29 protein-coding genes are annotated in these 25610 nt (G+C 66.9%); 20 read left to right on the top strand and 9 right to left on the bottom strand.

What is annotated here, in order from left to right:
* Positions 1 to 19: 19 nt before the first annotated feature.
* The 8 genes from ACZY0B_RS22475 to eccE all read left to right on the top strand — a co-directional run bounded on the left by ACZY0B_RS22475 (position 20) and on the right by eccE (position 7298).
* Positions 20 to 328 (top strand): PE family protein, encoded by a 309-nt coding sequence (locus tag ACZY0B_RS22475; protein ID WP_463766438.1) that lies wholly within the window; start codon positions 20 to 22, stop codon positions 326 to 328.
* A 2-nt stretch (positions 329 to 330) separates the two neighbouring features.
* Entirely contained in the window at positions 331 to 1815 is a 1485-nt protein-coding gene (locus ACZY0B_RS22470) for a PPE domain-containing protein (protein ID WP_463766437.1), read from the top strand.
* Positions 1816 to 1881: 66 nt separating this feature from the next.
* Positions 1882 to 2175 carry a WXG100 family type VII secretion target gene (locus ACZY0B_RS22465; protein WP_463766436.1) on the top strand — a complete coding sequence of 98 codons (294 nt, stop codon included), beginning with the start codon at positions 1882 to 1884 and terminating at the stop codon, positions 2173 to 2175.
* A 32-nt stretch (positions 2176 to 2207) separates the two neighbouring features.
* Complete coding sequence (locus tag ACZY0B_RS22460; protein WP_061558056.1) at positions 2208 to 2498, top strand: WXG100 family type VII secretion target; 291 nt, start codon at positions 2208 to 2210, stop codon at positions 2496 to 2498.
* A 10-nt stretch (positions 2499 to 2508) separates the two neighbouring features.
* Positions 2509 to 3387, top strand: a complete 879-nt coding sequence (locus ACZY0B_RS22455; RefSeq protein WP_463766435.1) for an ESX secretion-associated protein EspG — start codon at positions 2509 to 2511, stop codon at positions 3385 to 3387.
* 82 nt (positions 3388 to 3469) lie between these two features.
* Positions 3470 to 4885: a type VII secretion integral membrane protein EccD gene (eccD, locus tag ACZY0B_RS22450; RefSeq protein ID WP_463766434.1), complete on the top strand. Its 1416-nt coding sequence runs from the start codon at positions 3470 to 3472 to the stop codon at positions 4883 to 4885.
* Positions 4882 to 6291: a type VII secretion-associated serine protease mycosin gene (mycP, locus tag ACZY0B_RS22445; RefSeq protein WP_463766433.1), complete on the top strand. Its 1410-nt coding sequence runs from the start codon at positions 4882 to 4884 to the stop codon at positions 6289 to 6291. Before eccD ends, mycP begins: the two co-directional genes overlap by 4 nt.
* Positions 6288 to 7298 (top strand): type VII secretion protein EccE, encoded by a 1011-nt coding sequence (gene eccE / locus ACZY0B_RS22440; protein WP_463766432.1) that lies wholly within the window; start codon positions 6288 to 6290, stop codon positions 7296 to 7298. Before mycP ends, eccE begins: the two co-directional genes overlap by 4 nt.
* Here the strand turns inward: eccE and ACZY0B_RS22435 are convergent.
* Positions 7285 to 8487 carry an alpha/beta hydrolase family protein gene (locus ACZY0B_RS22435; protein ID WP_463766431.1) on the bottom strand — a complete coding sequence of 401 codons (1203 nt, stop codon included), beginning with the start codon at positions 8485 to 8487 and terminating at the stop codon, positions 7285 to 7287. The genes eccE and ACZY0B_RS22435 overlap by 14 nt on opposite strands.
* 156 nt (positions 8488 to 8643) lie before the next feature.
* Here ACZY0B_RS22435 and ACZY0B_RS22430 point away from each other — a divergent pair, with 156 nt between their 5' ends.
* A complete protein-coding gene (locus ACZY0B_RS22430; RefSeq protein WP_463766430.1) occupies positions 8644 to 9429 on the top strand; it encodes a trans-aconitate 2-methyltransferase in 786 nt (261 codons plus the stop codon).
* Between the two features lie 3 nt (positions 9430 to 9432).
* Here the strand turns inward: ACZY0B_RS22430 and ACZY0B_RS22425 are convergent, their stop codons facing one another.
* A complete protein-coding gene (locus ACZY0B_RS22425) occupies positions 9433 to 10794 on the bottom strand; it encodes a sulfatase family protein (RefSeq protein ID WP_463766429.1) in 1362 nt (453 codons plus the stop codon).
* A 65-nt stretch (positions 10795 to 10859) separates the two neighbouring features.
* Here ACZY0B_RS22425 and ACZY0B_RS22420 point away from each other — a divergent pair, with 65 nt between their 5' ends.
* Positions 10860 to 11729 (top strand): SMP-30/gluconolactonase/LRE family protein, encoded by an 870-nt coding sequence (locus ACZY0B_RS22420; RefSeq protein WP_463766428.1) that lies wholly within the window; start codon positions 10860 to 10862, stop codon positions 11727 to 11729.
* Here ACZY0B_RS22420 and bluB read toward each other — a convergent pair.
* Positions 11645 to 12406, bottom strand: coding sequence for a 5,6-dimethylbenzimidazole synthase (bluB, locus tag ACZY0B_RS22415; protein ID WP_463766427.1), 762 nt, complete (start codon positions 12404 to 12406; stop codon positions 11645 to 11647). The genes ACZY0B_RS22420 and bluB overlap by 85 nt on opposite strands.
* Before the next feature lie 40 nt (positions 12407 to 12446).
* On the opposite strand from bluB, the gene ACZY0B_RS22410 reads away from it, so the two are divergent.
* The gene (locus tag ACZY0B_RS22410) at positions 12447 to 12731 is read left to right on the top strand and encodes a hypothetical protein (RefSeq protein WP_463766426.1); all 285 of its coding nucleotides are present in this window, start codon (positions 12447 to 12449) and stop codon (positions 12729 to 12731) included.
* Here the strand turns inward: ACZY0B_RS22410 and ACZY0B_RS22405 are convergent.
* A complete protein-coding gene (locus tag ACZY0B_RS22405) occupies positions 12715 to 13197 on the bottom strand; it encodes a hypothetical protein (RefSeq protein ID WP_463766425.1) in 483 nt (160 codons plus the stop codon). The two genes, ACZY0B_RS22410 and ACZY0B_RS22405, sit on opposite strands and share 17 nt — an antisense overlap.
* Before the next feature lie 68 nt (positions 13198 to 13265).
* Between ACZY0B_RS22405 and ACZY0B_RS22400 the strand changes: the two genes are divergently transcribed.
* On the top strand, positions 13266 to 13949 hold the full coding sequence (locus ACZY0B_RS22400; RefSeq protein ID WP_463766424.1) for a phosphatase PAP2 family protein: 684 nt from the start codon (positions 13266 to 13268) through the stop codon (positions 13947 to 13949).
* Positions 13950 to 13987: 38 nt separating this feature from the next.
* The gene (locus tag ACZY0B_RS22395; RefSeq protein WP_463766423.1) at positions 13988 to 14668 is read left to right on the top strand and encodes a L,D-transpeptidase family protein; all 681 of its coding nucleotides are present in this window, start codon (positions 13988 to 13990) and stop codon (positions 14666 to 14668) included.
* Positions 14669 to 14671: 3 nt separating this feature from the next.
* Here the strand turns inward: ACZY0B_RS22395 and ACZY0B_RS22390 are convergent, their stop codons facing one another.
* Both ACZY0B_RS22390 and ACZY0B_RS22385 read right to left on the bottom strand, forming a co-directional pair.
* Positions 14672 to 15151: a nuclear transport factor 2 family protein gene (locus ACZY0B_RS22390; RefSeq protein WP_463766422.1), complete on the bottom strand. Its 480-nt coding sequence runs from the start codon at positions 15149 to 15151 to the stop codon at positions 14672 to 14674.
* Between the two features lie 4 nt (positions 15152 to 15155).
* Complete coding sequence (locus tag ACZY0B_RS22385; protein ID WP_463766421.1) at positions 15156 to 15776, bottom strand: TetR/AcrR family transcriptional regulator; 621 nt, start codon at positions 15774 to 15776, stop codon at positions 15156 to 15158.
* Positions 15777 to 15814: 38 nt separating this feature from the next.
* On the opposite strand from ACZY0B_RS22385, the gene ACZY0B_RS22380 reads away from it, so the two are divergent.
* The 3 genes from ACZY0B_RS22380 (at position 15815) to ACZY0B_RS22370 (ending at position 19608) form a co-directional block, all read left to right on the top strand.
* Positions 15815 to 17044, top strand: coding sequence for a hypothetical protein (locus tag ACZY0B_RS22380; protein ID WP_463766420.1), 1230 nt, complete (start codon positions 15815 to 15817; stop codon positions 17042 to 17044).
* A gap of 154 nt (positions 17045 to 17198) precedes the next feature.
* Positions 17199 to 19130, top strand: a complete 1932-nt coding sequence (locus ACZY0B_RS22375; RefSeq protein ID WP_463766419.1) for an Hsp70 family protein — start codon at positions 17199 to 17201, stop codon at positions 19128 to 19130.
* A gap of 91 nt (positions 19131 to 19221) precedes the next feature.
* Positions 19222 to 19608 (top strand): hypothetical protein, encoded by a 387-nt coding sequence (locus ACZY0B_RS22370; protein WP_463766418.1) that lies wholly within the window; start codon positions 19222 to 19224, stop codon positions 19606 to 19608.
* A gap of 15 nt (positions 19609 to 19623) precedes the next feature.
* Here the strand turns inward: ACZY0B_RS22370 and ACZY0B_RS22365 are convergent, their stop codons facing one another.
* Positions 19624 to 20328, bottom strand: coding sequence for a DUF3060 domain-containing protein (locus ACZY0B_RS22365; RefSeq protein WP_463766417.1), 705 nt, complete (start codon positions 20326 to 20328; stop codon positions 19624 to 19626).
* A gap of 47 nt (positions 20329 to 20375) precedes the next feature.
* Here ACZY0B_RS22365 and ACZY0B_RS22360 point away from each other — a divergent pair, with 47 nt between their 5' ends.
* Positions 20376 to 21395 carry an NADP-dependent oxidoreductase gene (locus tag ACZY0B_RS22360; RefSeq protein ID WP_463766444.1) on the top strand — a complete coding sequence of 340 codons (1020 nt, stop codon included), beginning with the start codon at positions 20376 to 20378 and terminating at the stop codon, positions 21393 to 21395.
* Between the two features lie 116 nt (positions 21396 to 21511).
* Here the strand turns inward: ACZY0B_RS22360 and ACZY0B_RS22355 are convergent, their stop codons facing one another.
* Positions 21512 to 22153 (bottom strand): hypothetical protein, encoded by a 642-nt coding sequence (locus tag ACZY0B_RS22355; protein WP_463766416.1) that lies wholly within the window; start codon positions 22151 to 22153, stop codon positions 21512 to 21514.
* A 117-nt stretch (positions 22154 to 22270) separates the two neighbouring features.
* On the opposite strand from ACZY0B_RS22355, the gene ACZY0B_RS22350 reads away from it, so the two are divergent.
* Together ACZY0B_RS22350 and ACZY0B_RS22345 are read left to right on the top strand one after the other, a co-directional pair.
* Positions 22271 to 22690: a MarR family winged helix-turn-helix transcriptional regulator gene (locus ACZY0B_RS22350; RefSeq protein WP_463766415.1), complete on the top strand. Its 420-nt coding sequence runs from the start codon at positions 22271 to 22273 to the stop codon at positions 22688 to 22690.
* Between the two features lie 180 nt (positions 22691 to 22870).
* On the top strand, positions 22871 to 23704 hold the full coding sequence (locus ACZY0B_RS22345; protein ID WP_463766414.1) for a glycoside hydrolase family 16 protein: 834 nt from the start codon (positions 22871 to 22873) through the stop codon (positions 23702 to 23704).
* Here ACZY0B_RS22345 and ACZY0B_RS22340 read toward each other — a convergent pair whose 3' ends face one another.
* On the bottom strand, positions 23705 to 25207 hold the full coding sequence (locus ACZY0B_RS22340; RefSeq protein ID WP_463766413.1) for a glycosyltransferase family 39 protein: 1503 nt from the start codon (positions 25205 to 25207) through the stop codon (positions 23705 to 23707). It lies immediately after the preceding gene.
* 93 nt (positions 25208 to 25300) lie between these two features.
* Between ACZY0B_RS22340 and ACZY0B_RS22335 the strand changes: the two genes are divergently transcribed.
* Positions 25301 to 25606 carry a hypothetical protein gene (locus ACZY0B_RS22335; RefSeq protein WP_463766412.1) on the top strand — a complete coding sequence of 102 codons (306 nt, stop codon included), beginning with the start codon at positions 25301 to 25303 and terminating at the stop codon, positions 25604 to 25606.
* The last annotated feature ends 4 nt before the right edge of the window (positions 25607 to 25610 follow it).

Below are 25610 nucleotides of genomic sequence, written 5' to 3'. Positions count from 1 at the left end.
GACCACAGAAGGAGGGGTTATGACGTTGCGAGTAGTTCCGGAAGGCCTGGCGGCCACAAGCGCGGCGGTCGAGGCGCTGACGGCGCGGCTGGCGAGCGCGCATGCGGCGGCCGCTCCGGCGATCACCGCAGTGGTGCCGCCCGCGGCGGATCCGGTGTCGTTGACGACGGCCGCCGGGTTCAGCGCTCAGGGCCAGCTGCACTCCACGGTGGCCGCCGAGGGCGTGGAGGAGCTGGGCCGCGCCGGTGTGGGCGTGGGCCAAGGCGGGGCAAGCTATCTCGTGGGTGACACCGCGGCGGCCGCAACCTACGGCGTGGGCGGAGCCTGACAATGACCGCGCCCATCTGGATGGCTTCTCCGCCGGAGGTGCATTCGGCGTTGCTGACGGCCGGACCGGGACCGGGGCCGCTGTTGGCGGCTGCCGGTGCGTGGACCTCGCTCAGCACCGAATATGCCGACGCGGCAGCCGAACTGAGTGGGCTACTGGGGGAAGTACAAGCGGGTGCGTGGGAAGGGCCCAGCGCCGAACAGTATGCGGCCGCACATGTGCCATATCTGGCGTGGCTGATGCAGTCCAGTGCCGGCAGCGCCGGTGTGGCCGCCCAGCATGAGGTCGCGGCGACGGCGTACACCGGCGCCCTGGCGGCAATGCCGACGCTGGGGGAGTTGGCCGCCAACCACACCATCCACGGGGTGCTGGTGGGGACGAATTTCTTTGGGATCAACACGATTCCGATTGCGGTCAACGAGGCCGACTACGCACGAATGTGGGTCCAGGCCGCCACCACGATGAGCACGTATCAGGTCGTCTCCGATGCGGCACTGGCGTCGGCGCCACAAACGGACCCGGCGCCCAACGTGCTGCGTCCCGGTGCCGAAACCAACAACTTCTCGACCCTGGCCGCGCCGAACGCCCAGAACTCCGGCAACTGGCTGGACAACCTGCTCAGGCAACTGCGACAGTTCTTCCAGAACCTGTCCGACCTGATCCAGCAGTTCATGCAGGCCTTGGGGCCGTTCCTGGTGGCCAACGGGCCACTGCTGTTCTTCATCGCCTACGAGGCGTTTTTCATTCCGTTCGGTACTACGTTCTGGACCGTTTTGTTGATCTCACCACTCCTGATCCCGCTGGTCATCGGGATTGGCGCCTACCTTTACCTGCAAAATCCCGATGATCTACCGGACGCGGTGGTGCCGGTGGTCCCACCCGCTCTCGCGTCTCAAGCTCCCTCGATGCCGCCGGTGGCGGCCATGGCCCCGACGGCGCCGGCGCCCACGTCGGCCCCCGCGTCCGCGCCGGCCCCGGCTGCCACTGCCGCTCCCGCTCCGGCACCCGCCCCGGCCGCCGGAACGTTCGGCTACGTGGTGGCCGCCGGCGGCGATCCGGAAACCGGCTTCGGGCCGACGCTGGGTGGCCGAGGCGGGATCAAGGCACCGGCCGCGACCATCCCGGCCGCGGCAGCGGCGGTGCCGGGCCGGGCCACCGCGGCACGGCGGCGCAGGCGAGCCGCCATGCGCGACCACGGCGACGAGTTTCTGGATATGAACGTCGACGTCGACCCGGACTGGGGCGGCGCGGCCAATGAAGAGGAGCTACTGGCCGCCGCGATGGCTTCGGGAAGTGGAGCCGGACGGCTGGGGTTCGCCGGCACCGCACATAAAGACGCGGAGCTGCGGGCGTCGGGATTGGCCGATCTGGCCGGCGACGAATTCGGCAGCGGCCCGCGGATGCCGATGGTGCCGGGCACCTGGGATCACAATGGCGAAGGCCCGAGCGATCCCGATGAAGCGGGGGGAGGGGGCTCCGAAAGTTAGCAGGACAGTTAGCCACTCGTCAGCCAATGACCGTAATCGCAAGGGACGGAAGAGAAAGGAATCGTTATGAGTCTTCTGGATGCTCACATTCCGCAATTGGTGGCCTCGCAGTCGGCGTTCAGCGCCAAGGCGGCCGTGATGCGCAGCACGATCAGCCAGGCCGAGCAGGAAGCGATGTCGGCCCAGGCGTTCAACCAGGGTGAGGCCTCGGCGGCATTCCAGGCCGCACACGCCCGGTTCGTGGAGATGGCCGCGCGGGTCAACACCCTGCTGGATATCGCCCAGGCCAACCTCGGTGACGCGGCGAGCACCTATGTGGCCGCCGACGCCGCTGCCGCATCCGGCTACACCTCGTTCTGAGCCGACCACCCATAACCGCGAAAGGACTTGTGATGTCGCAGATTATGTACAACTACCCGGCGATGCTGAGCCACGCCGCCGACATGTCGGGTTACGCCGGCACGATGCAGGGGCTGGGTGCCGATATCGCCACCGAGCAGGCCGCACTGCAGAACGCTTGGCAGGGTGACACTGGTATGACCTACCAGGTTTGGCAGGCCCAGTGGAACCAGGCAATGGAGGCGTTGGTGCGCTCCTACCAGGCGATGGCCAGCACGCACGAGAACAACACCTTGGCCATGTATGCCCGCGACACGGCTGAAGCCGCCAAGTGGGGCGGCTAGTCCTCCCTCGATGAGTGTCGAGCCCAACGCCGTCGAGCTGACGGTCGAAAACGCGTGGTTCATCGCGGAAACCATTGGAGCAGGTAGCTTCCCGTGGGTTCTGGCGATCACGACGCCGTACCGCGATGCCGCGCAACGTGCCGCGTTCTGCCAGGGTCAGAAGGACGAGCTGACCCGGATGGGTCTGATGTCGCCAGACGGTGTCGTGAATCCGGCGGTCGCCGACTGGATCAAAGTGGTGTGTTTTCCTGACCAATGGCTTGATCTGCGCTACGTGGGCTCCGGCGCAGCCAGCGGTGCCGGCGAGCTGCTGCGCGGCGTCGTCGCGCGGCGCGCCGGTACCACCGGCAAGTCGTCTACGACCATCGTCGCGCTGCGCAGCGCGCAGCTGGTCACCTTTACCGCCATGAATATCGACGATGCCCGGGCGATGGTTCCGGTCCTCGGCGTCGGTCTGGGTCAGCGGCCGCCGGCCCAGTTCGCGGAGTTCAGCATGCCGGCGCGGGTCGGAGCCCGGGCCGATGAGCGGCTGCGCTCCGGCGCGCCGCTGACCGAAGTCCTTGATTACCTTGGTATTCCGGAATCGGCACGAACGGTGGTGGAGGCCGTTTTCACGGGTCCGCGTACGTACGTCGAGATCGTCGCCGGTTGCCATCGCGACGGGCAGCATGCCACCACCGAAGTCGGAATGAGCATCGTGGACACCACCGCGGGCCGGATCCTGGTCAGTCCGTCCCGTGCGTTCGACGGCGAATGGGTCTCGACCTTCGCACCCGGAACCCCGTTCGCGATCGCCGTCGCGATCGAGCACTTGACCGCCTGCCTGCCCGACGGCCACTGGTTCCAAAATCAGCGGCTGTCCCGAGATTTGTCCACCCAATACGCGTAACCACAACGAGATAGAGAGATAACACGATGTCCCAGGAACGGCCCCAGTCCAATTCGAGGGTCCGGTGACCTCCGGCGCCGTCATGCCGATCGTTCGCGTGGCTATCCTCGCGCACAGCAGGCTGACAGAAATTGCCCTGCCCGCCGAACTGCCGCTGCGCGAAATCCTGCCCGCGGTACAGCGATTGGTGGTCCCGACGGCCCAGAACGGCGATGGCGGCGATCCCGACGGTCCAGCGCGCGCCGGCGCGGTTGCCCAGCTGAGCCTGGCACCGATCGGGGGAGCGCCGTTCAGTCTGGACGCCAGCCTGGACACCGTCGGAGTCGTCGACGGGGATCTGCTTGCGCTGCAGCCGGTTCCGACCGGCCCCGCCGCGCCCGGCATCGTCGAGGACATCGCCGACGCCGCGATGATCTTCTCGACATCCCGGCGCAAGCCCTGGGGGATAGCGCAGATCCAGCGCGGTGCGCTGGCCGCGGCGATCCTGGTGGCCTTCCTGGGCACGGGCCTGGGCGTCGGCTACCGCGTGGCCACCGGTGCGCTGGCCGGACTGGTCGCGGTCAGCGTGATCGCGGCGGTGGCCGCGATCGCCGGTTTGTTCGTCACGCTGCGTTCCGAACGCACCGGGATGGCGCTGTCGGCGGCAGCGCTGGTTCCCATTGGCGCCGCCCTGGCGTTGGCGGTACCCGGAGGGTTCGGGGCGGCACAGCTGGTGCTGGCCGCTGCCGGCGTCACCGCGTGGTCGCTGATCGTCCTGATGGTGCCGAGCACTGAGCGCGAGCGGATCGTCGGCTTCTTCACCGCGACGGCGGTGGTCGGTGTCGGGGTGTTGTTGGCCGCCGGTGCCGAATTGCTCTGGCAGCTAACGATACTGACCATCGGTGCGGGCCTGATCGTGGCGGCTCTGTTGGTGACCATCGAAGCGGCTCAGCTTTCCGCACTGTGGGCGCGCTTCCCGCTGCCGGTCATTCCGGCACCCGGTGATCCGACTCCGTCGGCGCCGGTGCTTCGGGTGCTCGAGGACCTGCCTCGGCGGGTGCGCATCGGTGACGCTCATCAGAGCGGCTTCATCGCCGGCGCCGTGCTGCTCGGTGTCCTGGGATCGGTGGCGATCGCGTTGCGTCCCGAGTCGTTGAGCGGTTGGGGATGGTATGTGGTGGCGGCGATCGCGGCGACCTCGGTCCTGCGGGCCCGCGTGTGGGATTCGGCCGCGTGCAAGGCGTGGCTGCTGGCTCAACCGTTCCTGGTCGCCGGGGTCCTGCTGGTGTACTACGCCTCGACCGGACGTTTCCTCGCCGCACTGATCGCGGCGGCCGTGCTCGTCGTGCTGGTGGTGGCGTGGGCCGTAGTGGCCCTGAACCCGGGCATCGCCTCGCCGGAAACATATTCGCTGCCGTTGCGCCGGTTGTTGGGCTTTGTCGCGACCGGTCTGGATGCTTCGCTGATTCCCGTCATCGCCTACCTGGTCGGTCTGTTCGCCTGGGTGCTCAATCGATGATCCGAGCCGGATTCGCCTGTCTGAGCGCGGCGTTTGTCTTTTCGCAGGCCGTTATGCCGTGGGTCTGTCCACCGGCGTCCGCGATCAGCCAGCCGGTGGTCGACCCGGGCGTGCAGCCACCCAGCGGAGCGGCGGGCCCGGTGCAGCCGATGGAGCAGCGCGGGCCGTGCAGCGCCTCGGGCGTCATTGCCGGCAGTGATCCCGCAGCGGTGACACCCAGTCAGGCAATGCTGAATCTTCCTGCAGCATGGCAGTTTTCCCGCGGTGAGGGCCAGCTGGTGGCGGTGCTCGACACCGGCGTGCGGCCGGGGCCCCGGCTGCCCAATGTCGATGCCGGTGGCGATTTCGTCGAGACGACCGACGGCCTGACCGACTGCGACGGGCACGGCACGCTGGTCGCCGGAATCGTCGCCGGGCAGCCTTCCGCTGAGGACGGCTTCTCGGGCGTCGCACCCGCGGCACGCGTGTTGTCGATCCGGACGGGATCCGGCAAGTTCTCGCCGCGAACGCCGGGCGGCGATCCGATGGTGGCGCGGGTCTCCCTTGAAGTCGCGACGCTGGGCCGAGCGATTGTGCACGCTGCCGATCTCGGGGCCCGGGTGATCGACATCTCGGAGGTCACTTGCATGGCCGCCGATCGGCCCGTGGATCAGGCCGCGCTCGGTGCGGCGATCCGCTACGCGGCGGTGGACAAGGACGCGGTGATCGTGGCGGCCGCGGGCAACACCGGCTCGACCGGATCGGTCGGCGGCGGAATGTCGTGTGAGTCAAACCCGCTCACCGATCTCGGCCGTCCCGACGATGCGCGCAATTGGGCGGGCGTCACGTCGGTGTCCACCCCGTCGTGGTGGCAGCCGTACGTGCTGTCGGCGGCTTCCTTGACACCGGATGGGCAGCCGTCGAAATTCACCATGTCCGGGCCGTGGGTGGGCATCGCGGCCCCGGGCGAAAACATTGTGTCGGTGAGCAATCGCGACGGCGGCGGCTTGGCCAACGGGCTGCCCGACGAGCATCAGCAACTGAGCGCGCTCAGCGGCACCAGCTACGCGGCCGGCTACGTGTCCGGCGTCGCGGCGCTGGTGCGCAGCAAGTACCCCAACCTGTCCGCCGCCGAGGTGCTGCGCCGCATCACCGCGACCGCACACAACGGCGCCCGGGCGCCGTCCAACATCGTCGGCACCGGCAGCGTCGACGCACTGGCGGCCCTGACTTGGGAACTGCCCGCGCGCACCGGGCCGGCCGGAACGCCGGCGAAACCGGTCGCCATGCCTCCGGCACCGGCACCGAAAGACAACACCCCGCGGACCGTCGCGTTCGCCGGGACGGCCGCGCTGGCGTTGATCGTCGCGGCTGTGGGTGCCGCGGCAGCGATCGCCGCGCGCAGACGGAAGGAGACCACCTCGTGAGCTCGATCCCAATCCCGGGGAGCGCCCGAATCACCCTGGCTGCGCTGGCGATAGTGCCCGCGGCATTGGCCTACCCCTGGCACTCGACTCGCGACTACTGGCTGCTCGGCATCGCCGGCGCTGCCGTGATCGTGTTGTTCGGCTGGTGGCGTGGATTGCATTTCACCACGATCCTGGGGCGCCGGATTTCCATCATGGGCCGCCGATCCAACCCCACCAGCGAGCCCGACACTGGGTCACCGGTTGCCGCAAAGACAACCGCGTTGGTGCGGATCGGGCCGTCCACCGCCGACGGGGCGGTCTTCCCCCTGGAGCTGATCGCCGGCTATCTGGACCGTTACGGCATCCGTGCCGACAAGGTTCGTATCACGAGCCGTGACAACGCATCCGACACCTCGCGACGCGAGACGTGGATCGGTATCACGGTGTCGGCTGCCGACAACCTGCCGGCGCTGCAGGCGCGCTCGTCGCGCATCCCGTTGTACGAGACCGCTGAGGTCGCCGCGAGACGGCTCGCCGACCACCTACGCGAGATCGGCTGGGAGGCGAACACGGTCGCGGCCGACGACGTGCCGCGCTGGCTGACGGTCAACGCCCGAGAGTCGTGGCGCGCGGTGCAGCGCGGGAACTCGGATTATGTTGCGGCATATCAGATTCCCGTCGAATCGGCCCTGCCTGAGATGCTGGAGGCGATCCGGTCACAGTCCGCGCGCGAGACGTGCACCGCGCTGGAGATCGCCGCTTCGCGATCGGGAGGCCAGAACACGGTCGCGGCCGCGTGTGCCTTGCTCACCGACGGGCCACCGGAAGGTGGGCCGCCGGTGAACGGACTGACTCCGCAGCGCGGCAACCAAGGGCCGGCGCTGGCTGCGCTGGACCTGCTGTCCACGCAGCGTCTCGACGGCCACACCGACGCGCCCGCCGACTTGCTGGCGACCCTGGATTGGCCGACGCCGGTCGCCGGGGCACATCGGGCGGCGCGAACCGAGGCGGCTAGTCCAGCATAAAACCCTGCAGGAAGCTGGTCATCCGGCGCAGATAGTCCAGCTGACTCACGTGCAGCACATGACTGCCGGGAAACCAGTGCAGCGCACAGTGATCCCAGTGCTCCCAGAGCATGACGGCCTGTCCCGGAGGCGCCATCCGGTCGGCGAGGCCGGTGATGATCATCCGCCGGTCCTTGGAAAGCTGCGGCCGGTAGTTCAGCGGGCAGTGGTAGGCCAGCCCGGCGTTTAGCTCGTCGCGGTTGATACTGGACAACGCAAGTCCCAGGCCGACCAGCTTGTTGGCCGGGAACCACTGGTCGAACATCGTCGCCGGCGTGACGACCGGGCAGTTGGGAATGACGGCTGCTAGCCGGTCGTCGACCGAGGCCACCAACGCGGAGGTGTAGCCGCCCAGCGAAATGCCGGTCAGCGCAATGCGGTCCACTCCGGTGTGACGCAGATAGTCGACGATGGACCGAAAGTCGTGCACGGCCTGAGCCATCGATTCGGCAAAGCCGCTCAGCCCACCGGCGAAATAGCCGAAACCGCTGAACGGCGAGAACTTTTCGGCGCGCTGGCCGTGAAATGGCAACGTGTACAGCAAGACGTCGTAGCCGGACCGGTAGTACCACGGCAGCGAGAAGAAGCGGCCGTTCGCCAGATACGAGGACCCCATGAAGCCGTGGATGACGCACAGCGTGGGCCGCGGACCGTCGTCGTGGCGCCAATGCTGGGCGCGCACGATGTTGTTGGACCCCCAGGCATTCCAGCGCTGGCGCAGCGCGGGATTGATCGCCGTGAAGCTGCTGGGGAACGAAATGTTGTCGACGGTGCCGCGTGCGATCCATTTCGCGAGCGGACCCGCCGGCCGCGACGATACCCGCGGCAGTTCGGTGGGAGCCGGAAACGACTTCGCCGGGTCATGTTCGGTCGCCAGCTCGGCGTAGAAGTTCAGGTTGCTGCGCTCGCTGCCGGATTTGGTGTGGCGCAACGAAGTGGCGACAACGGCCGGCGCGGCCGTCGCGGCCAGCAGCGACGAGACCCAGGTGCGCAAGGCGACATCGCCGAGGGCCGACGCCGCGACCACCCTGCGTTCATGCGGTGACAGTGCCGAGAGCGGGGGCAACCCGTCGGCGCCGGGCGGCACATCGGCACCGGGAACGTCGGGAACTGGAATGGGCGGATCGATGGGATCAGTGTCGGGCGCCACGAGTGTCGATGCTATCCGGCCGGAATGGCGGATCCTGGGGGTTTGGCCGGTTTCGATGCAGATTCCGGGGCCACTCGGGCGATGCGGGGGCACCATACGGTAATACGGTTTGGTCTATATGGCCGACCAGCGGCGGTGTTGATCAGGAGGACCGACATGTGGGATCCAGACGTCTACCTGGCATTTGCAGACCATCGCAGCCGCCCGTTCTACGACTTGCTCTCCCGAGTGGGGGCCGAGCGGGCGCGCCGGGTGGTCGACCTGGGCTGTGGGCCCGGCAACTTGACGAAGTACCTCGAGAAGCGCTGGCCCGGATCGGCGATCGAGGCGATGGACACCTCGCCGGAGATGGTTGCCGCCGCCCGGGAACGCGGGATCGATGCCTCGGTCAGCGACTTGCGTGACTGGAAGCCGAAACCCGACACCGACGTGGTGGTCAGCAACGCCGCCCTGCATTGGGTTCCCGAGCACGCCGACCTGCTGGTCCGATGGGCCGGCCAACTGCCGGACCGATCGTGGATCGCGGTTCAGATGCCGGGTAACTTCGAAACTCCGTCGCATGCCGCGGTGCGGGCCGTGGCGCGTCGCGAACATCACGCAAAGACGCTGAAGGACATACCTTTCCGAGTCGGAGCGGTGGTCCAGCCGCCGGCACATTACGCCAATCTGTTGATGGATGCGGGCTGCCGGGTCGATGCCTGGGAGACGACGTACCTGCACCAGCTCAGCGGGGAGCACCCGGTGCTGGATTGGATCACCGGCACCGCACTGGTTCCGGTGCGTGAGCGGCTCGACGACGAGGGCTGGGAGAAGTTCCGCGAGGAGCTGATCCCGCTGCTGGACGACGCCTACCCGGCCCGGGCCGACGGCACGACGATCTTCCCTTTCCGGCGGGTGTTCATCGTCGCCGAGGTCGGCGGTGGCCGCCGCACCGACGGATAGGCGTCACTCTTCGACACCCCGGTCGGCCGCGATCGCCGATCGGCTGGTCGGCGTCGTGTGATGGATCTGTAGATACGTTTCGGTGTATCGCGTCGCGATGCGGCTCCCGGCGAAGTCCGACGGAATCACGTCGCCGGTGCGCTGGCGCCAATCATTAAGGCGGACAGCCAGATCGGCGGCAATCGCGTCCATACCCGAATCGCCATCGGTCAGCAGATTGGTGGTCTCGGTGGGATCGGTTCGCAGATCGTAGAGTTCGCGTTCCGGACGTGGCGCCTTGACGAACGGTGCGACCGCCAACCCCGACGGGCTCTCCTCGATGTCCCACGGTAGGTCCAATAGCGGGCGTGGCACGTAGTTCTCTATGTAGCTGTATTCCTTTGTGCGGATTGCCCGAATCGGATCGAACGAGTCGTGATAGGTCTTCATCGTGTACACCTGCTCACGCACCGGATCGGCCGGCGTCTCCGGCGCGAGCAGGACGTGGGCGTGCGAGACGCCCTCGACCTCGGCCGGCACGTCGAGGCGCAGCAGCTCCAGCAACGTCGGGACCAGATCGACACCGCTGAACAGCTCTTCGTAGACCCGGGGTTCGGGCGCCCGCCCGGTGGGTGGGCGCATCAGCAGGGCAACACCGGTCCCGGCGTCGTACAACGTGGATTTCGCGCGCGGGAAGGCCGGTCCGTGATCGGTGAAGAACACCACCCAGGTGCTGGCATCCAGGCCGGTTTCGATCAGCGTGTCCAAAATCCGGCCGACCGCGGCGTCGGCCGTGGTGATGGCGCCGTAGAAGTCGGCGAGATCGCCGCGCACCTCCGGGGTGTCGGGTAGGTAGTCGGGCAGATCGACGGCCGCGCTGTCGGCCGGCTCGTAGCGGTCCCGCGGGTAGGGACGGTGGGTTTCAAAGAATCCCGCCGTCAGCAGGAACGGTTGTTCACCGCACTGCGGGGCGTCGTTGCGCAGCCAATCCTGGACTTTCTCCACCACGTAGTCGCAGTACGAGTTCGACACGTCGAACTCGTCGAAGCCCAGTCGCTTCGGGTAGGAGGTCTCGTGCTGCATACCGAATAGTGCTGAGTACCAGCCTGATTCGGATAGTATCTGGGGGAGGGTCTGGACTCCGGCGCGGTATTCCCAGCCGTGATGGGCGAGGCCGACCAGCCCGTTGCTCTGCGGGTAGCGGCCGGTGAAGAACGACCCCCGCGACGGCGTGCACAGCGGCGCGGTGGCATGGGCCCGGGTGAACAGGATGGAATCGGTGGCGAGCTGGTCCAATCGCGGGCTGTCGACGTCCGGGTGACCGTAGGCGCCGAGATAGCGCCCGAGGTCGTGCCAGTGCACGATCAGTACGTTGTCGCCCGTCATTCGCCACGCCTCTCCACCGCTGGATGCGCCGGCGGCGACGATACCCCACTTATCGGGAGGGACCCATGGACACCTTGATCGCCGGCCTGGGGCTGCTGGAGTCGCCGCGTTGGCACGATGGCCGGTTGTGGATGGCGGACTGGACGGCGGGACTGATTCGCACCCTCGACCCGGCGGGGCGGGTCGAGGTCGTGCTCGAACATCAGTCCTTGCCAATGTGTTTCGACTTCCTGCCGGACGCGCGGGGGCTGGTGCTGACGTCGAGCTCGTCGCCGGCATTGCTTCGGCTGTCCGCGGACGGGACGTTGTCGCGGTATGCCGACCTGTCGGTGCTGTCACCGCACGGACCCAACGACATCGTGATCGACGGCCGCGGCAACACCTACGTCAACAACGTCAACTTCGACTTCGCCGCTGGTCCGCCCGCCGGTGACCCGGCTCCCGGATTCGTGGCGCTGGCCGGCGAGGGGAGCGCCCGGGTGGTCGCCGACGACCTGGCGTTTCCGAACGGGATGGCCGTCACCGCGGACAACGCCACGCTGATCGTGGCCGAGTCGTACCGGCACCGGCTGACCGCCTTCGACATCGGCGCCAACGGGTCGTTGTCGAACCGCCGGGTGTGGGCGGAGCTGGGGGATCACTCACCCGACGGCATCTGCCTGGATCGCGACGGCGCCGCCTGGTATGCCGACGTCGCCGATCGCTGCTGCGTGCGCGTCCGCGAGGGCGGAGCGGTGCTGGATCGGGTCCAACTCGATCGCGCGGCGTTCGCCTGCATGCTCGGCGGCAACGATCGCCGGACCCTGTTCGTGGTTGCCGCGCACTGGCCCGGCCCGCAGGACCTGATGAGTCACACCGACTGGGACGGCACCGTGCTGGCCGTTCCGGTGTCCGTCCCCGGCGCGGGCTGGCCGGGCCGCGGGTCCGGCGGCTGACCCCATTGGTTCTCGGAGACGAACTCCGACAGCGGTCGCGCGTGGGTCCACCCGTCGAGCTCCAGCGCCGGCCGATCCGGAAACTCGGGCACCGGGCCCACGCACAGGATCGCCACCGGCTCGGCGCCGGCGGGCATTCCCAGCAGTTCGGCCAGGGGTTGCGGATCGAACAGCGAGACCCAGCCGACCCCAAGGCCTTCGGCCCGGGCCGCCAGCCACAGGTTCTGGATCGCGCAGGACACCGACGCGAGATCCATCTGCGGCAGGGTGCGCCGGCCGAAGATGTGGACGTCGCGATTGTCGGCCAGCGCCACCACCAGAAGCTCGGCGCACTCGAGAATGCCCTCGACCTTCAGCCGCAGGAACTCCTCGCCTCGCGGTCCCAGGGCTTGCGCGGTGCGCGGGCGCTCTTCGTCGACGAGGGCGTGAATGCTGCGACGGACCGCGTCATCGGTGATCCGGATGAAACGCCACGGCTGCATCAGCCCGACGCTGGGCGCGGCGTGCGCGGCCTGTAACAAGCGGGCCAGCACCTCCTCGGGCACCGTGCTGCCGGGCAGGAAACGGCGCATGTCTCGCCGTTCGGCGATCACCCGGTAGACGACGCGACGGTCCGGTGGGCTGAACGCATGTTCGCTCACTGCACTGTCAGGGGACTCGCCAGAGGAGAATGGCATTAGCGTCAAATCTATCAACGGCAAGCAAAGGGAGCGTGCAGTGAAGTATTCCGACGTGCTCAACCAGCTGCCCATGGACCGCGGCGCCCCGCGGGTCTACGGCGAGCCCTATGAGACCGCCGACGGTGTCACCGTGATCCCGGTGGCAAGACCGCTCGGCGTCTTTGTCATCAGCGAGGGCAAGGCAACCTGGGTGCCCGCCGTCGACGCGAATCGCGTTGCACTGATCGGGGTGCTCACCGGTCTGCTCGCGGCGGTCATCGGCAGCCTGGCCGTGCTCCGTCAGCCGCCGTGGCCGCGGATGACTTTCACGGAGAATAGGTAACGCCGACCGCGCGGACGATGCAGTCCGGCGTCATGTCAAAAGTCAACGATCGCCGCGGCAGTCCGCTCAGCACGTCTGCCGGGATCTCGGCCTTGTAGACCAGCGAGAGCTCGCCGCTGAACTTCTCGTCAACCTGCGCGACGTCGACGTTGACCTCCAGCCCAGTCGACGAGATCTCGGCCGTGGCCGCGCCGGCCGGTGCCGCATCCCAGGGCACGTCGACGGTCACGCCGGCCAGCTTCGGCAGCATCGACAGCGTGGCGAGCACCCGTTGTCTGGTGAGCGCCACCGAGCCCGTGTAGTAGGCGACGCTGTGCGGCAACCGCACACCGGGGATGACGCCGCTGAACCGCCTGGTCACCGCGACGTAGTCGGCGAGATAGAGCAGGCCCTCCGCCTCGACCTGAGCATGCAGATCCTCGGGTAGCTTGCCGATGCCGAGCAACCTGCGGACAAAGACCGCCATGACGCCAGTATGACTCGGAACCGGGAGGGGTCCACCAATCCGCGTGGTGACCCTGGTATCGCTTAGGGATGACCCGCAGCCGGGCCGCCCTGGCCATCTCCCTCGCTGTAGTGGCCGCGGTGGTCTACGCGTTGCTGTGGGTCGGTTACTCCCGGAATTGGGGATGGCTGCATTGGATCGATTGGTCGTTGCTGAACGCCTCGCACGACGTCGCGGTCAAGCATCCGGCGTGGGTGCCATTCTGGGATGCCGTGTCGTTCGTGCTGGGTCCGCAGCCACTGCGGCTGCTGGCTGCGGCGGCTGCGGTGGTGGCGTTGGTGCGGCGCAACGTGCGCGCGGCGCTGCTGCTGGTGGCCTGCGGCCTGCTGAACGGGTATGTGTCGCTGGCGGCCAAGGGGCTGGCGAATCGTCCGCGACCGTCGACCATGCTGGCGCCCGTGCCCCAGACGTCGTTTCCGTCGGGGCACGCGTTCGAGACGATGGCCGGCTGGCTCGCCCTGCTGGCCTTCGTGTTGCCGTTGATGAGCTGGGCGGTCGGCCGCGTCGCGATCGCGGTGAGCGCAGTCTGCCTGGTCTTGGTCGGGATTTCCCGGGTCGCCTTGAACGTGCATTACCCGTCCGACGTGTTGGCCGGCTGGGCGCTGGCATATCTTTACGTGCTGGTGTGTCTGGCGGTGCTCCGGCCTAAGCCCGTGGCGCGCTGGGCTTTTCGTAGGTCACAGGGCCGTGACCCAACCGGGTCTAAAGCTTGACTTGACCCTGAGGTCGGTGTCGCCTGACGATGGAAGGTATGCGCCGACTGCTAGCTCCGCTGTGTGCTGTGGCGTGCTTCCTTTGGGTATCGCTGATGCTCGCGCCGATCGGAAGTGCCGCCCCGGCGGTCACCTCGGCCGGGACCCCGTGGTTCGCGAGCTCGGTTGGCAATGCCACACAAGTGGTTTCGGTCGTCAGCACCGGCGGCTCGAACGCGTCAATGGACATCTACCAACGCACCGCCGCCGGCTGGCAGGCGCTGCGCACCGGCGTCCCGACGCACGTCGGCTCGGCGGGCATGGCACCGCAGGCCAAGAGTGGCGTTCCGGCCACACCGATGGGCGTGTACAGCCTCGACTCCGCGTTCGGCACGGCGCCGAATCCCGGTACCGGGCTGCCCTATACCCAAGTCGCCGGCTCCAACTACTGGTGGAGCGGCGACGACCATAGCCCCACCTTCAACTCGATGCAGATGTGCCAGAAGGCGCAATGTCCGTTCAATACGGCCGACAGCGAGAACCTGCAGATCCCGCAGTACAAACACGCGGTCGTGATGGGCGTCAACAAGAACAAGACCCCGGGCGGCGGCGCCGCATTCTTCTTCCACACCACCGACGGCCAACCCACCGAGGGTTGCGTGGCGGTCGACGATGCTCAGCTGGTGTCGATCATGAAATGGCTGCGGCCCGGCGCAGTCATCGCGATCACCAACAAGTAACTTTCAGTCGGCGCTGTTGATGGCGCGACCGGGTTTGAGCGTGAAGTTCAAGCCCTCCAACGACATTGTGGCGTCGTAGGTTCGGTCGTAGCCGGTGCCGCTGATCTTCCAGCCGCCGTCGGTGCGCCGGTAGGTGTCGCGGTAGAACGCCGCACCGATCAGCATGAAATTGAATTCGGCGACCATGACCCTGTCCTGCAGATACCAACTGCCCGTTGCGGTATCGCCGTCGACGATGATCTCCGGATGGGTCACCCGGTGCTCGGTGATGACGTTCGGACCCAGCGACGTCCGCATGTACTCGACCAAGTCGGCGCGGTTGGTGAAGTGCAACTCGTTACCGATCGACGGCCCGTAGTCGGCCTTGATGTCCTCGGCCAGTGTGTCGGTGAAGTCGTCCCAGTGCTTGGTGTCCAGTGCGCGCAGATAGCGGTATTTGACTTGCTTGATGGCTTCGATGTCGGCCAGATCGTCGAGGGTCATCCCGTCATTGCAGCACACGGGTGACCATGTCGATCAGGGCCCGTCGTTCCACGCTCCAATCGATGGCCGTCCCGGTGACCATCTGGGCCAGTACCACACCTCGCAGCGTGGCCCAAATCACCTCGGCCACACCAGAATTCGTCGGATCTGTAGTGATCAGCCGGCCGAGTTGGGCGATCGCGGAGTTCATTTCGAGCAGGTGCCGCCGGGAGGACTGACCCAGGCTGCCGCGGGTGGCCCGCAGGATTTCGAAGGCGGCCAGCGACGTCGGACTGCTGTAGCAACTCCACGCGGTGTCGATGACGACCTCGATGCGCTGTTGCGGCGGTAGTTCGCTGACGTCGGCCGACGACAGGCTCTCGATCAGTCTGTCCACTCCGTCGTCGACGACGGCCATCAGCAGGCCGTTGCGATCCCCGAAGTGGTATTGGATGACGCCCCACGTGACGCCGGCGCGTTCGGCCACGTGCTTGGCGGTCGCGGCGGCGAAACCTTCCTCCTGGATGCAGCGGACCGTCTCGTCGATGATCTTCGCGCGGGTGTCGTCGCCACGCTTGCGCGGCGCGCTGGTGCGCCGGGTCGGACTGACCGAGCGCCCGGGCGTCTGGCCTGCAGCAATGGACATTGTTGACTTTATAACATAGTCGAGTCTATTTTTGTGGCGTGAGCAGCCCCTCGCGATACGCGCAATTGTCCCGTGAGCAGCTGGCCGTCCTGGTTCCCGAACTGCTGCTGATCGGGCAGCTGATCGACCGATCCGGAATGGCCTGGTGCATTTCCTCGTTCGGCCGCGACGAGATGGTGCAGATCGCCATCGAGGAATGGGCGGGCGCCAGCCCCATCTACACCAGGCGCATGCAGCAAGCGCTGAACTACGTGGGCACCGATGTGCCCACCATCTTCAAGGGCCTGCAGCTCGACATCGGCGCCCCACCGCAATTCATGGATTTCCGGTACACCGTCCACGACCGATGGAACGGCGAATTCCACCTCGACCACTGTGGCGCCCTGCTCGACGTGGAACCCATGGGCGAGCAGTACGTGTTCGGGATGTGCCACACCATCGAGGATCCGACGTTCGACGCCACCGCGGTGGCGACCAACGCCCGGGCCCAGGTCCGCCCCATCCACCGCCCGCCGCGAACGCCGTCGGATCGGCATCCGCACTGCGCGTGGACCGTTATCATCGACGAGTCCTACCCCGAAGCGCAGAGCATCCCGGCCCTGGACATCGTTAGCCAAACCCAGGCTGCGACATGGGAACTCGGCGCCATCGACCCCTCGGACGAGGGGCAGGCGGATTACTCGGGTCCGCTGCTCTCCGATTTCGACTTTGCCGCCTTCTCGCATTCGGCCCTGGTCCGGATGGCCGACGAGGTCTGCCTGCAGATGCACCTGCTCTATCTGTCGTTCGCGATCGCGGTACGGGCGCGTGCCGCCGACGAGGCCGAAGCCCTCGGCGTCTGCACCCGCGGCCTGATCGGTATCGCGGGCCTGGCCGCCGAACGCATTCACCACGCCCTCAAACTTCCGGGCGGAATCGAAGGGGTGCGCCGCGTCCTTGAGTTGCACCCGCTGTGCAACCCCGTGGGCTACGTTGCGGCAGAGCTGGAGTCGAACCGGCTACACGTCCGACCGTCGCCGGCGCACGACGACGCTTCCTGGATCTCGTTGTGCTCACCGGGATCCGTTCAGCCGCTGCAGGCGATCGCCACCGCGGTGGAACCGCACGTCGAAGTCCGAGTTAGCGGAACGGCCACCGACTGGACCGCGGAACTGGTCGAAACCGACACTCGCACCGAGGAACTGCCAGAGGTTTCGGTGGTCAGAGTCAGTGGCGGAGCGACATTCCAGTTCGAGCCGAGGCGTTCGCTGCCGCTCACCGTGGTCTGACGCGCAGCTTTTTGTCAAGGGGTTTGTGGTACCACTTCGGTGTCACAACCGCATCGAGCGGATACCAATGGCATTGCGAACCATCGGCTTTCCGCGTGTCCGCGGCTATCGTTAACGCTGGCCACCGACCCCTATAGACGAAAGTATTCGCTCTATGTACGACCCACTTGGGTTGTCGATCGGAACCACCAACCTGGTCGCAGCGCGTAGCGGAAACCCGCCGGTATCACGTCGTGCGGTATTGACGCTGTACCCGCACTGCGCGCCGAAAGTTGGTCTCCCCGAAGAGGACCCGAACCTCGCTGAGCCCGGCATGTTGATGACCGGGTTCGTCGACCGTGTCGGCGATTCGGTGGCATTGGTGTCCGGCGATGGCTCCGCTCATGATCCCGACCTGTTGATGGTCGAAGCGCTGGACGCGATGGTGCTGGCAGCCGGCGCGGACGCGGGTTCCTCGGAGATCTCGATCGCTGTTCCGTCGTACTGGAAACCCGTTACTACGCAGGCATTACGCAACGGATTACGAACACATCTGGGTTTCGTACGAAGCGGTATGGCACCGCGCCTGGTGTCGGATGCGATCGCGTCGTTGACGGCGGCGAACGCCGAACTGTGCCTTGCCGCAACCGGCGTCGTCGGATTGCTTGATTTCGGCGGGTCGGGCACGTCGGTGACGTTGGTAGACCTCGCGGGTGATTTCAAACCGCTCAGCGCCACAATGCGTTACACCGACTTCTCCGGTGACGAGATCGACCAGGCGCTGTTGCTCTGCGTGTTCGAGGAGCTGGGACACGGGAGCGGTATCGACCCGGCCAGCACCGCCGCGGTCGGACAAATCGTCCGGCTCAAGGAGCAGTGCCGTACCGCCAAAGAGCAGCTATCCACCGAACGGGCAACGGAATTCGCGGCTGAACTCGGCGGCCGCCGGGCCACCATGAAGTTCACCCGCGACGAGCTGGGTGACTTGATCCAGGACCGGCTCACCGGACTCATCTACGCGTTCGACGACATGCTGTGCCGGCACCGCAAGGGCTGGAGTGACCTTTCGGCGGTGGTGACCGTCGGCGGTGGCGCCAGCATTCCTCTTGTCAACGAACGCCTTTCGGTGCACAGCCGCCGACCTGTCGTGTCACCGTCGCAACCCGCATCCGCGGCCGCCGCCGGCGCTCTGCTGCTGGCCGTGCGCGGTGAAGAACTCGACCTGCGCACCCGCACGTCCGTCGGCTTGCTCGCCGCGTCGTCGGGCAGCGACATCATCGAACTGCCCGCCGGCGACCTGTTGGTGATCGACGAGGAAGCTCTCACCGATCGCGAGTTGGCCTGGTCGCAAACCGAATACCCCGGCGATATCCGGGTGCCTTACACACCCGAGGCCTTCGACGAAGAAAGCAACCCCGGCGGCTGGTCGATGCGCCTGAACGTGATCGACGCACCCCGGGAACGGGCGTGGCGGCGGGTGCGGCTGTCGCAGTTGGTCGTCGGGATGTTCGCGCTGGTGGCCATGACCGCGGTCGGTGGTGTGGCGTACACGTTGACGGGAATTGAAAACCGCCAGGCTCCTCCGGTGCCCTCGGTCGCCCCCATGCCGCTGCCACCGGTCAGCACGCTGATGCCCAGTCCTGCTCCGCCCACAGCGGTGCCGCCACCGCCGACCGCCGCGCCGGTTCCCAGCTCGGTGCCGCCCCCACCGGAGCCGCCTTCGTCGCCTCCGCCGCCACCGGTCGTGGTGACCACGCACCCGCCACCGGTTTACACCACACACCGTCCGCCGCCGCCACCCCAGACGACGACTGCGCCGCCGCCCACGACGGACATGACGACCCCGACCTCCGAGCCGCCACCGCCGCCGCCCACGACGACACCGACCACCACGACGACGGTGCCGATGACCACGCAGTGGATCCACGTTCCGCTGCTGCCGGTGCCGATCCCGATCCAGGTGCCGGCAAGTCAGGCGCCCGCAAACCCGGCTCCGCAGTATCCGGCCCAGCAATATCCCGGGGAGTATCCGGGCGGCGGGTATCCGGGTGGCGGATATCCCGGCGGCGGGTACTCGCAGAACCCGTTCCTGGGCCCCGGCTACTAGCGGGTGGCGTTCGGCTGGGAGCAAACTCCGTGGCGGATCGCCCCGCACTGGCGCACACTGGGACTAACGCTACGAGCTGCAAGGAGGCCGCGTGGGCGAGTACGGAGCGTTCGGATTTGATCCCGACGATTTCGATCGGGTGATCAGGGAGGGCAGCGAGGGGCTGCGCGACGTTTTCCAGCGGATCAGCAGGTTTGCGGCCGCTCCGGGTGCCGGGACGGGTTGGTCGGCATTCTTCGACGACCTGTCACGTCGGCCCCGTTCCGGGCCGGAAACCGCCGGCGAAGCCGGTGACGGCGTCTGGGCGATCTACACCGTGGACGCCACAGGTGGCGCGCAGGTCGAGCAGGTGTACGCCAACGAGCTCGATGCGTTGCGGGCTAACAAGAACAATGTCGATCCGAAGCGCAAGGTGCGCTTCCTGCCGTACGGCATTGCGGTCGGCGTGCTCGACGACGATTCGGACGAGCAAACTTAAGCCGACTGACGTACCTCAGCCCTGCGTGACGGTGTTGTCGACACCGGAGTTGGAGATCTTCGGCGCGCCCGAGTGAAACGTCACATGGTTGCTCATGCCGGACGCGTCGATCGTGTCGACTGCGTCGACGGTGACCGAGTTCTGCATGCCGGACACCGTCAGGCTCGCACAGTGGCCGGTGATCACGATCGTGTTGGTAATCCCGCTGACGGTGACCACGTTGTCGTTGCATGCGATCGTCTTGTTCTCGTTGATGCCGGACACGTTGAGTGGCGCGCCTTGCGGCGGCAGCGGCGATGTCGAGGGGCCGGAACTGGGTGTCGCACTGGTCGACGACCGCGGGCTGCGCGTCGTTGTTCGCGGCGTCGTCGTCACGGGCGTGGTGGTCACGCCCGAGGAGTTGATGATTGACCGGACACCGGAAAGTTGATGTGCGGCAAAGGCCGCGATGCCACCCGCGAGAGCCAGCACACCGATGACGATGATCGTGCCGAGGATCCACCACATCCGGTTGCCCGAGGGCGGTTTCGGCGCAGGCCCGCCGAAGGGACCGCCATAGCCGTACATCGGCGGTGGTGGCGGCGGTGGTATTGCGCCTGGTGGTGGCGGGTAGGCCTGAGCGCCCTGCGGCACATCGCCCAGTTCCGAAGCGCGCGCGGTGTCAGCCAGCGGGCGCTCCAGGTCCCGAATCCGCTTTTCCGGGTCGTCCTGCGATTCCATGGACAGATGCTCCCATTGGATGGCCGCTAATGGGTAGTTTCAGCAGCGTGCCCGACATGCCGAATCGCCAGATCCTCCTTCGTCGCCGCCCGACCGGGCTGGTTACGCCCGACGACACCGAGCTGATCACCCGGCCGGCACCGGAGCCCGCCGACGGTGAAGCACTGGTCCGGACCACCTACGTCGGGCTCGACGCCGCCGTGCGGACCTGGCTGAACGACCAGCCCGGCTACCTTCCGCCGGTGCAGCTCGGCGAGGTGATCCGGTCGGCCGGCATCGGCGAAGTCGTCGCGTCGCAGTGCGACGCCTACGCGGTCGGCGACGTGATCACCACGCTGACCGGTTTCCAGGAGTACGTGATCATCCGCGACGACCTGTTCAGCACGCCCATCCCGGGTGAGGAGGACCAGCTGGCGATCATGTCGGTCTACGGGCCGACCGGTGCCACCGCCTACTTCGGCATGACCGACATCGGTAAACCGAAAGAGGGGGAGACGGTGGTGGTCTCGGCGGCCGCGGGCGCCACCGGATCGGTCGCCGGGCAGATCGCCAAGATCGCCGGCGCCCGGGTGGTGGGCATCGCGGGCGGGCCGGAGAAATGCCGCGCGGTGGTTGAGGACTTCGGATTCGACGCGTGCATCGACTACAAGAACGACGATCTGCCGGCCGCGCTGAAGCAGCACTGCCCCAAGCGGGTCGACGTCTACTTCGACAACGTCGGCGGGCCGATCCTCAACGCGGTGCTCGGCCGGCTCGCCGCCAACGCCAGAGTCGTGCTCTGCGGCGTCATCTCCAGCTACCTGACCGGTGAGCACCCCGGGCCCGCCAACTACGTCAACCTGCTGTCGAAGACCGCGCTGATGCAGGGATTCAACGCGCTCGACCAATGGGGCCGCTTCGACGAAGCCTTTGCCTCACTGCGTCAATGGGAGGCCGAAGGCCGGCTCAAGCACCGCCAGACCATCTTTCAAGGCATCGAGTCGTGCGTCGACGCGCTCAACGGGCTCTTCACCGGCGCCAACATCGGCAAGACGTTGGTCAAGATCAGCGAGCCCGCGTCCACGTAAGAAGGTTGGCGGCGACTGTGTGACCCGGGCTTCGAGTGTGCGCCCACGGCGGCCTCACCCCGCGTGTCGCCGCCCTACACGCACACGCAACGCCGTGGGGGCACCCTCGCCGCGCGCTAGTCCTCGCCGAGAACGCGGTGCAGCGTCTTCTTGGCCTCGCGCAGGGCGTCCAGCACCTTGGTCCGGGTCTCGGCGAGCTTTTCCTTCTGCTCGTCGGTGCCCGTCCAGGTGATCGTGCGTGCCAGCCCGGCGATCTCGAACATTTCCCTGCGGATCTTGAACACGTCGCCGAACTTGGCCGCCCGCCCCAGGAAAGCATGCGCGGTTTCGCTGCTGACGCCGCGCCAGGCCAGCAGGTTCTTGCCCAGCTCGGTCAGGGTTGCCACGCCATTGTCGACGGTCACCACGCCGCGGCCGGCGAGCAGTCCGATGGCAAGCTCTGCTATGTCGTGCGGAGGGGTAAATGCTCCGCCGGTTGCGTCGGATACCCGTTGCACGATTTGCGCGGCATCAGCCGGCCCGTCGAGCAACAGCGCCGCGGTGACGAACGCCGCGCGCTTCAGCGGCGGGCGACCACCGGGACCGAATCCGGGGCCGCCCGGTCCGCCATGCCCCCAGCCGTGCTTACCCCAGCCACCGCCGAAACCACCTGGGCCGCCCTCGAAACCGCCCGGGCCGCCAAAGCCGAAGCCGCCTGGGCCACCGCCGAAGCCGCCTGCGCCGGGTCCACCGAAGCCGCCGAAAAATCCACCAGACATCTGAAGTTCCTTTCCGTACCTGATTATCAACTTCCTTGATACCACCGACAGTGGGGATGTCAACTAAATTGATGGTTGCCTGCAGTGCACCGGTCTGCGCATGCCAGCATGTGGGGCATGAGTCCTTCCCGCGATGAGCCTTTGGGGTTCCTGTTGTACCGAGTGATGGCATCGCTACGGCCCCAGGTGGCCGCGGAGCTCAAGCCGCTGGGGCTCGGCCTGCCGGAATTCGTGTGCATGCGAATCCTGGCCAAACACCCCGGCCTTACCAGTGCCGAGTTGGCCCGCGGTACCAACGTTTCTGCGCAGGCGGCCAACCAAGTGCTGCGCGCACTCGAGGACCGCGGCGCGCTGAGCCGTCCCGCTTCGGCTCCGGCCGGCCGGGCGATGCCGGCACGGCTGACGCGGCGCGGCAACGCCCTGCTGAAGCGCGCGGGCACCGCCGTCGAGGCGGCCGAACAGCGAATTCTGACGCGGCTGACCGCCGAGCAGCAAAGTCAGCTCAAAGAACTGCTTTATGCTGCGGGCGCCCCTTGAACCCAAAGCGGCCTACCCCGCGGAAATGCTGGTCGACTGGATGCGCGCCTTTCAATGTGCTGGGGGCAGGATGCGTACCATCGGCGCGCATGGTTGTATAACACCGTTTGCGAGAGTTGGCCGCGGGGGGAGCCGTGCCGAGTCGGACGCCCCGGCTTTAGCGATTGGTGGTAGGTGGATATGGATCGTCGCCGCATGTTGTTGACGAGCGGGCTCGGCATGCTGGCGGCGGCGGCGTCGATGCCGCTCCCGGAAGCCGCGGCGCACCCCGCACCGCCGGACGCGCCGGCCGCCGGCCCGGGTGGGCCCTACCTCTTCTCCGACGAGTTCGACGGACCCGCGGGCTCGGCTCCCGACCTGAGCAAGTGGACGATCCAGACTTGGCAGGACGACGTGTACCCGCCGGTCGCGGGGATCTACCGCGACGACCGCCAAAACGTGTTCCAGGACGGCCACTCCAACCTCGTCCTCTGCGCCACACACGATTTTCTGAGCAACACCTACTACAGCGGCAAGCTGCGCGGCAACTGGCGGGGCATGATCAACACCACCTGGGAAGCGAAGATCAAGCTGGATTGTCTGACCCCCGGCCTGTGGCCTTCGTTTTGGACGGTCAACGAGGACCCACTGCCCGACGGCGAGGTCGACATTTTCGAGTGGTACGGCAATGGCGAATGGGCCCCGGGGACCACGGTGCACGCGGCATCCAACGGGAAGACCTGGGAAGGCAAATCGATTCCCGGCCTGGTAGACGGTGCCTGGCACACCTGGCGAATGCGGTGGGATGAAAAGGGATTCGCATTCTCACGCGACGGCGCCGAGTACTTCAAGGTTCCGCCCAAGCCCATCCATGTCGCCGGCAACCCGCCGGAGGACATGCGGTGGCCGTTCAACAATCCCGGCTACTGGATGACGCCGATGTTCACGCTTGCCGTCGGTGGTGTCGGCGCCGGTGACCCCGCCGCGGGCGTTTTCCCGGCCAGCATGCTGATCGACTACATCCGCGTCTGGTGATCACCGCGTCGCTTTGAACACCTGAACAAGGTTGAACTGCCAGCGCTCGACGAGCCGGAAGCCCAGGTCGTGCGGGACCGCGAAGGCCGGTGTCGCTCCGTAGCGCGGCCCGGGCGGCAACGCCGAACCCTGCTCGTGGGCGGGCAGCGATTCGTCGGCCTGGGTGATGATCCAGACGACGTGGCAACCGCTGAGCGGTGTGGCGACGACTTCCGGGATGAGGTTGGTGTCGAAGACGTCCTTGCGGTCCGTTGCCCGTTGCCACAGGGTGAGGTCGATCAACTTCCGGTAGGCGTCGGGGCGCGCCGCCATCAACGGCCGCATCGGTGCGGGCATAAACGTCACTGTGTCGTTAATCAGTAGGCAATCGCCCGGCGCCGCCTTGGCGGTGATCAGATCGGCCACCTGGCTGTAGTCCATCCCGTACTTGGCGTACGGGCTACGTTGCACCCGAAGGTAAGTCGGGGCCGCAGCGACAGCGAATCCGGTGACGAGTGCCACCGCCACCCACGGTTTGGCCGCCAATGCGCCAATGCAGACGCCCAGGACCAGTGCCATCGCCGGCGCGGTGAAGCACAAGTAGCGCGGCGTGTAGATCGGATGAAGCATCGCCGACCACGCCACGATCAGGGCGGTCGGTATCAGCAGCCACGCAATCGCTAAGGTCAGCAATTGCCGTTCTGCCGCAACCAGTTTCACCGATGTCCAGCGCCACACGGCAATTGCTGCCGCGATCACCAGTGCCGACAACACCGCGAACGGCGGGCTTCGCTCGAAGTATTGCTGAACCGTCACGTCTTCGATTGTTCGGTGCCCGATCGGTGCGACCCAACTGATCTGATGCACCTGTCCCGCGGCCACGACCAAGAACGGCGCCACGGCACAACTCGCCAGAACGGACGTGACGACGAAGGAGGCGACGACCGTTCGCGTGCGCAGGAAGGCGCACACGAAGGCGAGGTGCACCAGCACCAGCAGCACCAGATATATATCGAACACGATCGAAACCACTTGGGCGACAACGTAAGCCACCCAGACCCAAGTGTTGTGACGACGGGTGGCGTAGACGAACAATACGGTCAGCCACACCGCGGCCATCATCGAGATCGCGTATGGGCGGGCTTCGATGCCTGCCCACGTCGACCTCGGCAACACCGCGCAGATAACCCCGGCGGCCACCGCCACGGTGCGAGAGGAGAACTGGTTGCCCAGCACCACCACTCCGGCCGCGGCGCCCCCGACGGCCAGACCGCTTGGCGCCCGAGACCAGAACTCGGTGGGTGGGACGATCTGGAACCAGCCATGCATCAGCAGGTAGTACAGGCCGTGGACGGCGTCGACGTCGCCGAGCATCTGCCACAGCTGGCCAAGCGAACGACTGTAGGCGGCCGAAATGGTCGCGGCCTCGTCGTACCAGAAAGAGGGACGGCCCGCGCCGGCAAGGCTTACCGCGGTGGCCAGTACTCCGACGATCAGCGGGTCCAGCACGCGACGCCCCGACACACCGTTATGGTGCCAGACGCAAACCCGGACTCGGCCGAGTGGCAAATGAACGGACTCGACCTAAGGTCCATTGTTCGAACGTATGATCGAACAATGGGGTCGCTCGCGTCGATCGGATACAACGGGCAGCCGGTCCGCAGCCCGTTTCGGGTGGTGCGTCCGCCGATCGCCGTGCTGATCGATCTGACGGTGCTTTTCCCGCGCGAGCCGCACCGCTCGGGCAGGTATCAGCCCAATGGCCTGCAGCTGCACAAGGTCGTCGAGGGGCGGCTGAGCTGCTGGGGCCTTTGCGAGCAGGGCGACTGGTGGGGGCTGGTGACCTATTCAATTGTGTACGGGTCCAAGCAAAGAGGCGTGACGCACTGGATACCGGCGTGGACGCTGCGCCGAAAGGGCTAGGACG

It is taken from the genome of Mycobacterium sp. IDUB_19, assembly GCF_055419445.1.
The sequence above is the reverse complement of the archived record's forward strand: the minus strand, read 5'-3'. Positions and strand labels throughout refer to the sequence as shown.

Bases quoted from the DNA above. Each gene is read 5' to 3' on its own strand.
- ACZY0B_RS22335 (WP_463766412.1), top strand. From the start codon at position 25,301: ATGGGGTCGCTCGCGTCGATCGGATACAACGGGCAGCCGGTCCGCAGC.
- ACZY0B_RS22355 (WP_463766416.1), bottom strand. From the start codon at position 22,153: ATGTCTGGTGGATTTTTCGGCGGCTTCGGTGGACCCGGCGCAGGCGGC.
- ACZY0B_RS22455 (WP_463766435.1), top strand. From the start codon at position 2,509: ATGAGTGTCGAGCCCAACGCCGTCGAGCTGACGGTCGAAAACGCGTGG.
- ACZY0B_RS22475 (WP_463766438.1), top strand. From the start codon at position 20: ATGACGTTGCGAGTAGTTCCGGAAGGCCTGGCGGCCACAAGCGCGGCG.
- ACZY0B_RS22470 (WP_463766437.1), top strand. From the start codon at position 331: ATGACCGCGCCCATCTGGATGGCTTCTCCGCCGGAGGTGCATTCGGCG.
- ACZY0B_RS22350 (WP_463766415.1), top strand. From the start codon at position 22,271: ATGAGTCCTTCCCGCGATGAGCCTTTGGGGTTCCTGTTGTACCGAGTG.
- ACZY0B_RS22465 (WP_463766436.1), top strand. From the start codon at position 1,882: ATGAGTCTTCTGGATGCTCACATTCCGCAATTGGTGGCCTCGCAGTCG.
- ACZY0B_RS22395 (WP_463766423.1), top strand. From the start codon at position 13,988: ATGCGCCGACTGCTAGCTCCGCTGTGTGCTGTGGCGTGCTTCCTTTGG.
- ACZY0B_RS22460 (WP_061558056.1), top strand. From the start codon at position 2,208: ATGTCGCAGATTATGTACAACTACCCGGCGATGCTGAGCCACGCCGCC.
- ACZY0B_RS22430 (WP_463766430.1), top strand. From the start codon at position 8,644: ATGTGGGATCCAGACGTCTACCTGGCATTTGCAGACCATCGCAGCCGC.
- eccD (WP_463766434.1), top strand. From the start codon at position 3,470: ATGCCGATCGTTCGCGTGGCTATCCTCGCGCACAGCAGGCTGACAGAA.
- ACZY0B_RS22365 (WP_463766417.1), bottom strand. From the start codon at position 20,328: ATGGAATCGCAGGACGACCCGGAAAAGCGGATTCGGGACCTGGAGCGC.
- ACZY0B_RS22425 (WP_463766429.1), bottom strand. From the start codon at position 10,794: ATGACGGGCGACAACGTACTGATCGTGCACTGGCACGACCTCGGGCGC.
- ACZY0B_RS22375 (WP_463766419.1), top strand. From the start codon at position 17,199: ATGTACGACCCACTTGGGTTGTCGATCGGAACCACCAACCTGGTCGCA.
- ACZY0B_RS22400 (WP_463766424.1), top strand. From the start codon at position 13,266: ATGACCCGCAGCCGGGCCGCCCTGGCCATCTCCCTCGCTGTAGTGGCC.
- ACZY0B_RS22345 (WP_463766414.1), top strand. From the start codon at position 22,871: ATGGATCGTCGCCGCATGTTGTTGACGAGCGGGCTCGGCATGCTGGCG.
- mycP (WP_463766433.1), top strand. From the start codon at position 4,882: ATGATCCGAGCCGGATTCGCCTGTCTGAGCGCGGCGTTTGTCTTTTCG.
- bluB (WP_463766427.1), bottom strand. From the start codon at position 12,406: ATGCCATTCTCCTCTGGCGAGTCCCCTGACAGTGCAGTGAGCGAACAT.
- ACZY0B_RS22420 (WP_463766428.1), top strand. From the start codon at position 10,860: ATGGACACCTTGATCGCCGGCCTGGGGCTGCTGGAGTCGCCGCGTTGG.
- ACZY0B_RS22405 (WP_463766425.1), bottom strand. From the start codon at position 13,197: ATGGCGGTCTTTGTCCGCAGGTTGCTCGGCATCGGCAAGCTACCCGAG.
- ACZY0B_RS22390 (WP_463766422.1), bottom strand. From the start codon at position 15,151: ATGACCCTCGACGATCTGGCCGACATCGAAGCCATCAAGCAAGTCAAA.
- ACZY0B_RS22385 (WP_463766421.1), bottom strand. From the start codon at position 15,776: ATGTCCATTGCTGCAGGCCAGACGCCCGGGCGCTCGGTCAGTCCGACC.